Here is a 9,486-nt window from a genome sequence, read left to right as displayed (position 1 = left end):
CGACGATCAACACCATGGTCGACCAGCTCTCCGCCTTCGCCGACGAGGTCACCCGCGTCGCCCGCGAGGTCGGCACCGAGGGCAACCTCGGCGGCCGGGCCCAGGTGCGAGGCGTCTCCGGGGTCTGGAAGGACCTCACCGACAACGTCAACTTCATGGCGGACAACCTCACCTCGCAGGTCCGCAACATCGCGCTCGTCTCCACGGCCGTCGCGCAGGGGGATCTGGGCAAGAAGATCACCGTGGAGGCGAAGGGGGAGATCCTGGAGCTGAAGTCGACGATCAACACCATGGTCGACCAGCTCTCCGCCTTCGCCGACGAGGTCACCCGCGTCGCCCGCGAGGTCGGCACCGAGGGCAACCTCGGCGGCCAGGCGCAGGTGCGAGGCGTATCCGGGGTCTGGAAGGACCTCACCGACAACGTCAACTTCATGGCGCTGAACCTGACCTCACAGGTCCGCAACATCGCCCAGGTGACGACGGCGGTGGCCAACGGCGACCTGTCGAAGAAGATCACCGTGGACGCCCGGGGCGAGATCCTGGAGCTGAAGGACACCGTCAACACGATGGTGGAGCAGCTGCGGGCCTTCGCCGACGAGGTGACCAGGGTGGCCCGCGAGGTCGGCACGGACGGCCGGCTCGGCGGACGGGCCCAGGTGCTGGGCGTCTCGGGCGTGTGGCGGGATCTGACCGACAACGTCAACTACATGGCGGACAACCTCACTTCACAGGTCCGCAACATCGCGCAGGTGGCCACGGCGGTCGCCCAGGGAGATCTGTCACGGAAGATCGACGTGGACGCGCGCGGCGAGATCCTGGAGCTGAAGATCACCATCAACACGATGGTCGACACCCTGTCCTCCTTCGCCTCCGAGGTCACCCGGGTGGCCCGCGAGGTGGGCTCCGAGGGGCAACTCGGCGGCCAAGCGAGGGTGGAGGGCGTGTACGGCACCTGGAAGCGCCTGACGACCAACGTGAACGAACTCGCGCTGAACCTCACCACCCAGGTCCGCGCGATCGCCGAGGTGGCCTCCGCGGTCGCCCAGGGCGACATGTCCCGCTCGATCTCCGTGGAGACGCGCGGCGAGGTGGCCGAGCTGAAGGACAACATCAACCTGATGGTGGCCAACCTGCGCGAGACGACCCGGGCGAAGGACTGGCTGGAGTCCAATCTGGCCCGGCTGGCCGCCCTGATGCAGGGGCACCGGGATCTGATGGAGGTCGCCGACCTGATCCTTCGGGAGCTGACGCCGCTGGTGAACGCGCAGTACGGGGCGTTCTACCTGGCCGATCCCGAAGGGGAGGCGGCCGTCAGGACGACCGTTCCGGCCAAGGGGCTGGCGTTCATCGCCGGTTACGGCTCGGCGGAGGGCGCCACCGTGGAGACGGGCGGGCTGCCGGTGCACGGCCTGGTCCACCAGGCGGCCCGGGAGAAGAAGCGGATCCTGGTCGAGGGAGCCCCGCCGCACTACATCAAGATCAACAGCGGTCTGGGCGAGGCCTCCCCGACCACGATCGTCATCATCCCGATCCTCTTCGAGGACAAGCTCCTCGGGGTGATCGAGCTGGCGTCCTTCTCCCGGTTCTCCGATGTGCACCTGGCGTTCTTCGACCAGTTCGTGAACACCATCGGCGTCGCCATCAACACCATCATCGCCAACTCCCGCACGGAGTCGCTGCTCGGCGAGTCCCAGCGCCTGGCCATGCAGCTCCAGGAGCGCTCCGACGAGCTCCAGAAGCAGCAGGCCGAGTTGCGGCGCTCCAACGCGGAACTGGAGGAGAAGGCGGCCCTGCTGGCGACCAGCTCCCAGTACAAGTCGGAGTTCCTGGCCAACATGTCGCACGAGCTGCGCACGCCCCTGAACTCCCTGCTGATCCTGGCCCGGCTGCTGTCGGACAACCCCGACGGTCATCTCTCCGACCAGGAGGTGCAGTTCGCGACGACGATCCACCGCTCGGGCTCCGACCTCCTGCAGCTGATCAACGACATCCTGGACCTGTCGAAGATCGAGGCCGGCCGGATGGACGTACGCCCCAAACGGCTCCCCCTCATCAAGCTGCTGGACTACGTCCACGCCACCTTCCGCCCGCTCACCCTGGACCGGGGGCTCGCCTTCGAGGTGACGGTCGGGGAGGACGTGCCGCGCGAGATGTACTCGGACGAGCAGCGGCTCCAGCAGATCCTGCGCAACCTGCTCTCCAACGCGATCAAGTTCACCGCGTCCGGCCGGGTGGAGCTGCGGGTGAACCGGGTCGCCGACCCCGACTACCGGTATGTGAAGAGCAGCGACGAGGTGATCGCCTTCACCGTCTCCGACACCGGCATCGGCATCGCGCCCGAGAAACTCCCGGTGATCTTCGAGGCGTTCCAGCAGGCCGACGGCACCACCAACCGCAAGTACGGCGGCACGGGCCTCGGTCTGTCCATCAGCCGGGAGATCGCGGGGCTGCTCGGCGGCCGCATCGTCGCCGAGAGCGAGCCCGGCCGGGGCTCCACCTTCACGCTGTACGTCCCGGTCGTCAGCCCCGGCCACACGGCCACGGAGGACCGCGGCGCGTCCGTCCTGACCGCCGAGCCCTCCTCCGGGGCGCCCGAGAGCGACGACTCCTGGCCGGCCCTCACCAAGCTGGAGGCCTGGCAGGCGGGGCGGGCCGGACAGGTCCTGCCCGGGCGGCGGGTGCTGATCGTGGACGACGACATCCGCAACGTCTTCGCGCTCACCCATGTCCTGGGCCGGGTCGGCATGCCCGTGCTGTACGCGGAGAACGGCCGCGAGGGCATCGAGACGCTGGAGCGCAACCCGGACGTCGAACTCGTCCTGATGGACATCATGATGCCGGAGATGGACGGCTACGAGACCATCGCCGCCATCCGCCGCACCCCGCGCTGGGCGGGCCTGCCCATCGTCGCCCTGACCGCCAAGGCCATGCCCGGCGACCGGGAGAAGTCCATCGCGCGCGGAGCCAACGACTACGTGCCCAAGCCGGTGGACGTCGACCGTCTGCTGACGGTCGTGTGCGCCCTGCTGGATTCCTCGACCCAGGACGGGGGCGGAAAGGCCGAGCCCCCCACTGAGACCGGCACCGGGGGCGGCGGGGACACGGAGAACGCCGGGCTCGCGGAGTGAGGTGCGGGGGCGCGGGCCCGTGGAGCCGGGACGCGGAGTGAGCGCGGGCGCGGAGTGAGCGCGAGGGCGTGGAGCCGGGGCGCGGAGTGAGCGCGGGCGCGGGGTGAGCGCGAGGGCGTGGAGCCGGGACGCGGGCGCGTGGAGCCGGGGCACGGGCGCGTGGAGCCGGGGCACGGGCGCGTGGAGCCGGGGCGCGGAGTGAGCGCGGGCGCGAGGTGAGCGCGAGGGCGTGGAGCCGGGGCGCGGAGTGAGCGCGGGCGCGAGGTGAGCGCGAGGGCGTGGAGCCGGGGCGCGGAGCCGGGCTCCGCGCCCCTGGCCGCCTACGCCTCGCGGGTGCCGGCGTACATCTCGTCGATCAGGTGCTTGTACTCGCGCTCCACCACCGGCCGCTTCAGCTTCAGGCTCGGCGTGATCTCGCCGTGCTCCACGTCCAGGTCGCGCGGCAGCAGCCGGAACTTCTTGATGGTCTGCCACTTCTGCAGCCCCTGGTTGAGCTGCTCGACGTACCCCTGGACCAGGGACACGGTCGCCGGCGCGGCGACGACCTCGGCGTACGACTTGCCTGCCAGCCCGTTCTCCTCGGCCCAGCCGAGGATGGACGGCTCGTCGAGGGCGATCAGCGCGGTGCAGAAGTTCCGGTCGGCCCCGTGCACGAGGATGTTCGACACGTACGGGCAGACCGCCTTGAACTGGCCCTCGACCTCGGCCGGCGCGATGTACTTGCCGCCCGACGTCTTGATCAGGTCCTTCTTGCGGTCGGTGATCCGCAGGTACCCGTCGGCCGACAGCTCGCCGATGTCGCCGGTGTGGAACCAGCCGTCCGCCTCCAGCACCTCGACGGTCTTGTCCGGGAGGCCGTGGTACCCCTCCATGATGCCGGGGCCGCGCAGCAGGATCTCGCCGTCCTCGGCGATCCGCACCTCGGTGCCGGGCAGGGGCTTGCCGACGGTGCCGGTGCGGTAGGCCTCGCCCGGGTTCACGAAGGAGGCCGCGGAGGACTCCGTGAGGCCGTACCCCTCCAGGATGTGGACCCCGGCGCCGGAGAAGAAGTAGCCGATCTCGGGCGACAGGGCCGCACTGCCGGAGACGCAGGCGCGCAGGTTCCCGCCGAACGCCTCCCGGATCTTGGAGTAGACGAGCGCGTCGGCGACCTTGTGCTTCGCGCCGAGCCCGAAGGGCACGGAGGCCGTTCCGGTACGCCGGAAGTTGTCCTGGGCGACCTTGGCGTACTCGCGGGCGACCTCGGCGGCCCACTGGAAGATCTTGTACTTGGCGCCGCCGCCGGCCCGGGCCTTCGTGGCGATCCCGTTGTAGACCTTCTCGAAGATGCGGGGCACGGCCGCCATGTAGGTCGGCTGCACGACCGGCAGGTTCTCGATGATCTTGTCGACGCGGCCGTCCACGGCGGTGACGTGCCCGACCTCGATCTGCCCGGAGGTGAGCACCTTGCCGAACACGTGCGCGAGCGGCAGCCAGAGGTACTGCACGTCCTCGCCGCTGACCAGGCCGGTCGCGGCGATCGCCTTCGCCATGTACGACCAGTTGTCGTGCGGCAGGCGCACGCCCTTGGGGCGGCCGGTGGTGCCCGAGGTGTAGATGAGGGTGGCGAGCTGGTCCTTGGCGATCGCGCCGACCCGCTCCTTGATCAGCTCCGGCTCCTGCTCCAGCCGGGCGGCGCCGCGCTTCTCCAGCTCGTCGAGCGTGAGGATCCAGTCGCCGGTGTCCACGCTCTCCAGGCCCGCCGCGTCGACGACGACCACATGGGTGAGCTCGGGCAGCTCGGGGCGCTTCTCCACCGCCTTGGCGAGCTGGGCCGCGTCCTCGGCGATCAGCACCCGGCTGGAGGAGTCGGAGAGGATGAACGCCGACTCCTCGGCGTTGGTCTGCGGGTAGATCGTCGTGGTCGCCGCGCCGGCGCACATGATGCCGAGGTCGGCGAGGATCCACTCGATCCGGGTGGAGGAGGCGAGCGCGACCCGCTGCTCCGGCTGCACCCCCAGCTCGATCAGCCCGGCCGCGATGGCGTACACCCGCTCGGCGGTCCGCGCCCAGCTCAGCGACTTCCAGTCGTCCGGGCCCTGGCCGGACGCGGCCGGCACCGGATACCGGTACGCCTCCGCGTCGGGCGTGGCGGACACGCGCTCCAGGAAGAGGCCCGCGACGGACGGCGGACGGTTCTCGATCAGGGTCTGTGTGTCGCTCACGACATCCTCCGGGGCCCGCGACGATGCGGCTGGCTCAGTGCGGCTGTTGTTTAACTCGCGAGTAACTATCGAGCAGGCTTCAGCGTAGAGGGCGACCGCCCGGCACGTAAGGGGTCACGTACTGTCACTTTTCACAGACCACAGGCATGGGGCCCGCCGCGCAACCGCGCGACGGGCCCCTCGGCAGCCGAACGGACCGCTACTTCTTGCCCTTGGCCGACCCGGAGCTGTCGTCGCTGCTGAGCACGGCGATGAAGGCCTCCTGCGGAACCTCCACGGAACCCACCATCTTCATCCGCTTCTTGCCTTCCTTCTGCTTCTCCAGCAGCTTGCGCTTACGGGAGATGTCGCCGCCGTAGCACTTGGCGAGGACGTCCTTGCGGATGGCGCGGATGGTCTCGCGGGCGATGACCCGGGAGCCGATGGCCGCCTGCACCGGCACCTCGAAGGCCTGCCGCGGGATGAGCTCCTTGAGCTTGGCGACGAGCCGTACGCCGTACGCGTACGCCTGGTCCTTGTGGGTGATCGCGGAGAACGCGTCCACCTTGTCGCCGTGCAGCAGGATGTCGACCTTGACGAGGGAGCTGGTCTGCTCGCCTGTGGGCTCGTAGTCCAGCGACGCGTACCCGCGCGTCTTCGACTTCAGCTGGTCGAAGAAGTCGAAGACGATCTCCGCGAGCGGAAGCGTGTAGCGGATCTCGACCCGGTCCTCGGAGAGGTAGTCCATGCCGAGCAGGGTGCCGCGCCTGGTCTGGCACAGCTCCATGATCGAGCCGATGAACTCGGTCGGCGCCAGGACGGTGGCGCGCACGACCGGCTCGTACACCTCGCTGATCTTGCCTTCCGGGAACTCGCTCGGGTTGGTGACGGTGTGCTCGGCGCCGTCCTCCATGACCACGCGGTAGACCACGTTCGGAGCGGTCGCGATGAGGTCGAGCCCGAACTCGCGCTCCAGCCGCTCCCGGATCACGTCCAGGTGGAGCAGGCCGAGGAAGCCGACGCGGAAGCCGAAGCCGAGGGCGGCGGAGGTCTCCGGCTCGTAGACGAGCGCGGCGTCGTTGAGCTGGAGCTTGTCCAGCGCCTCGCGCAGCTCGGGGTAGTCGGAGCCGTCCAGCGGATACAGGCCGGAGAAGACCATCGGCTTGGGGTCCTTGTACCCGCCGAGCGCCTCCGTCGCCCCCTTGGCCTGGCTGGTGACGGTGTCGCCGACCTTGGACTGGCGGACGTCCTTCACACCCGTGATCAGATAGCCCACCTCGCCGACGCCGAGACCGTCGGCCGCCAGCATCTCCGGCGAGTTGGTCCCGATCTCCAGCAGCTCGTGGGTGGCGCCCGTGGACATCATCCGAATCCGCTCGCGCTTGTTGAGCTGGCCGTCGATGACACGGACGTAGGTGACCACGCCCCGGTAGGAGTCGTAGACGGAGTCGAAGATCATGGCGCGGGCGGGCGCGTCCTTGACGCCGACCGGGGCCGGCACCTCGGCGACCACCTTGTCGAGCAGCAGGTCGACGCCGACGCCGGTCTTGGCGGAGACCTTGAGCACGTCCTCCGGGTCGCAGCCGATGAGGTTGGCGAGTTCCTCGGAGAACTTCTCCGGCTGGGCGGCCGGCAGGTCGATCTTGTTCAGCACAGGGATGATCTTGAGGTCGTTCTCCATCGCCAGGTACAGATTGGCGAGGGTCTGGGCCTCGATGCCCTGGGCGGCGTCCACGAGGAGGACGGTCCCCTCGCAGGCGGCGAGCGACCGCGAGACCTCGTAGGTGAAGTCGACGTGCCCGGGGGTGTCGATCATGTTGAGGATGTGCGTGTTGTCCTTGTCGTGGCTCGGAGCCCACGGCAGACGCACCGCCTGCGACTTGATCGTGATACCGCGCTCGCGCTCGATGTCCATGCGGTCGAGGTACTGGGCGCGCATCTGCCGCTGCTCGACCACACCGGTCAGCTGGAGCATCCGGTCGGCGAGCGTGGACTTGCCGTGGTCGATGTGCGCGATGATGCAGAAGTTGCGGATCAGCGCCGGGTCGGTACGGCTCGGCTCGGGCACGTTGTTAGGGATCGCGGGCACGCAGGGTCCTGTCTCTTGAGGCGCCTTATGCCTCGGTCGGATCGATACGTAGGTTCCATGGTCCCACGCGTGGGGACCTGGAAGCGGTTTGGGCCGCCCTAGGGGCCACTGGTACTCTGGGCAGCTGTGTCTCATGCCCTCTCAGCGCGAGGCACGTCATCAAGAAATCACCTGGTGCGGGATCCGCGCGGCATCCGTGCGGGCCGGCGCCTGAACCTGTAAAGGCTCATTCGTGGCGAACATCAAGTCCCAGATCAAGCGGATCAAGACCAACGAGAAGGCGCGGCTGCGCAACAAGGCCGTCAAGTCCTCCCTCAAGACCGCGATCCGCAAGGCCCGCGAGGCCGCTGCCGCGGGTGACGTCGAGAAGGCCACCGAGTACCAGCGCGCTGCCGCGCGTCAGCTCGACAAGGCCGTCTCCAAGGGCGTCATCCACAAGAACCAGGCCGCCAACAAGAAGTCGGCGCTCGCTTCCAAGGTCGCGACCCTCAAGGGCTGAACCCTTCTGATCTGACCGCCGGAAGGACCCAGAGCGGGCCCTCTCTCATCCGCTCCCGTCCGGCCCCCGGCAGCCGCGCGCGGCCTGCGTTCGCCACGCGGGCGCGGCTCCACACAGCGTGACCCGAAGCCCCCGTACCCGCCCTTCCCCAGGACGGCGCACGGGGGCTTCCGGCTGCGAGCACGGCACCGCCGTGGGGGGGGGGCGGCCCGACGGCGCCTCGGAATCGCCGCTCGGGGCAGCGCTCTGAAGGGGCGCGGGGAACCGCGCGACCAGCCACACCCCGCCCGCAGCCCACAGACACACCCGCACTCCGCCCTACCCGCCCCGCGGCACAACGCACACGAGCGACACCGGCACCCCGGCACAACGCACCCGAGCAACACCAGCACCCCGGCACAACGCACCCCGGGCACCCGCAGCCCCAGCACGACGGACACGAGCAACACCCGCACCCCGGCGCGACAAACCCGAGCAACACCCGCATCCGGGCGCAATCCACACGAGCAACACCCGCAGCCCGGGACACCCCCAGCCCCAGCACAACGCACCCCGGGGCACCGCCGGCGGAGCGCTCAGCGCCCCCGCGACCGCGCCGCGCGGGCGATCGTCACCACGGCCTTCTCCAGCGCGTACTCCGGGTCGTCCCCGCCGCCCTTCACGCCCGCGTCCGCCTCGGCGACGGCCCGCAGGGCGACGGCGACCCCGTCCGGCGTCCAGCCCCGCATCTGCTGCCGCACCCGGTCGATCTTCCACGGCGGCATGCCCAACTCCCGCGCCAGGTCGGCCGGACGGCCCCCGCGCGCCGAGGACAGCTTGCCGATCGCCCGCACGCCCTGCGCGAGCGCGCTGGTGATCATCACGGGCGCGACGCCGGTCGCCAGCGACCACCGCAGCGCCTCCAGCGCCTCCGCCGCCCGCCCTTCGACGGCCCGGTCCGCGACGGTGAAGCTCGACGCCTCCGCCCGCCCGGTGTAGTACCGCCCGACGACGGCCTCGTCGACGGTCCCCTCCACATCGGCGACGAGCTGGGACACCGCCGACGCCAGCTCCCGAAGGTCGCTGCCGATGGCGTCCACGAGCGCCTGGCACGCCTCGGGCGTGGCCGAACGCCCGGTCGCCCGGAACTCCTGCCGCACGAAGGCCAGCCGGTCCGCCGGCTTGGTCATCTTCGGGCAGGCCACCTCCCGCGCCCCCACCTTGCGCGCGGCGTCCAGCAGCCCCTTGCCCTTGGCCCCGCCCGCGTGCAGCAGCACGAGCGTGATCTCCTCGGCGGGAGCCTGGAGATACGCCTTGACGTCCTTCACCGTGTCCGCCGACAGGTCCTGCGCGTTGCGCACGACGACGACCTTGCGCTCCGCGAAGAGCGAGGGACTGGTCAACTCGGCCAAAGTACCGGGCTGCAACTGGTCCGGGGCGAGGTCGCGCACATCGGTGTCGGCGTCGGCGGCCCGGGCGGCGGCCACCACCTCCTGCACGGCGCGGTCGAGCAGCAGGTCCTCCTGCCCGACGGCGAGCGTCACCGGGGCGAGAAGGTCGTCGTTCGCAGTCTTCCTGGCCATCCCCCACAGCATCCCACGGCCCACT

Annotated in this window: 5 protein-coding genes; 2 read left to right on the top strand and 3 right to left on the bottom strand. The window is 70.0% G+C overall.

Features of this window, described 5'->3' with window-relative positions; translation table 11 throughout:
• Positions 1-3,128, top strand: a 3,128-nt coding sequence (locus ACIRS4_RS30665; protein ID WP_404202195.1) for a HAMP domain-containing protein, incomplete at its 5' end; no start/stop codon positions are given.
• 320 nt (positions 3,129-3,448) lie between these two features.
• On the opposite strand, the gene ACIRS4_RS30660 is transcribed toward ACIRS4_RS30665, so the two are convergent.
• Entirely contained in the window at positions 3,449-5,332 is a 1,884-nt protein-coding gene (locus ACIRS4_RS30660) for an AMP-dependent synthetase/ligase (protein ID WP_404202193.1), read from the bottom strand.
• A 199-nt stretch (positions 5,333-5,531) separates the two neighbouring features.
• Positions 5,532-7,400: a translation elongation factor 4 gene (gene lepA / locus ACIRS4_RS30655; protein ID WP_404202191.1), complete on the bottom strand. Its 1,869-nt coding sequence runs from the start codon at positions 7,398-7,400 to the stop codon at positions 5,532-5,534.
• Between the two features lie 232 nt (positions 7,401-7,632).
• Between lepA and rpsT the strand changes: the two genes are divergently transcribed.
• Positions 7,633-7,899, top strand: a complete 267-nt coding sequence (gene rpsT, locus ACIRS4_RS30650; RefSeq protein WP_053750780.1) for a 30S ribosomal protein S20 — start codon at positions 7,633-7,635, stop codon at positions 7,897-7,899.
• 575 nt (positions 7,900-8,474) lie between these two features.
• On the opposite strand, the gene holA is transcribed toward rpsT, so the two are convergent.
• Positions 8,475-9,461: a DNA polymerase III subunit delta gene (holA, locus tag ACIRS4_RS30645; protein WP_404202187.1), complete on the bottom strand. Its 987-nt coding sequence runs from the start codon at positions 9,459-9,461 to the stop codon at positions 8,475-8,477.
• Positions 9,462-9,486: the final 25 nt, after the last annotated feature.

Origin of the sequence: Streptomyces sp. NPDC101166 (genome assembly GCF_044768125.1) — a bacterium.
Taxonomy (GTDB): domain Bacteria; phylum Actinomycetota; class Actinomycetes; order Streptomycetales; family Streptomycetaceae; genus Streptomyces.
Note: the sequence above shows the minus strand (reverse complement) of the source record. Positions and strands in the feature narration are given on the sequence as shown.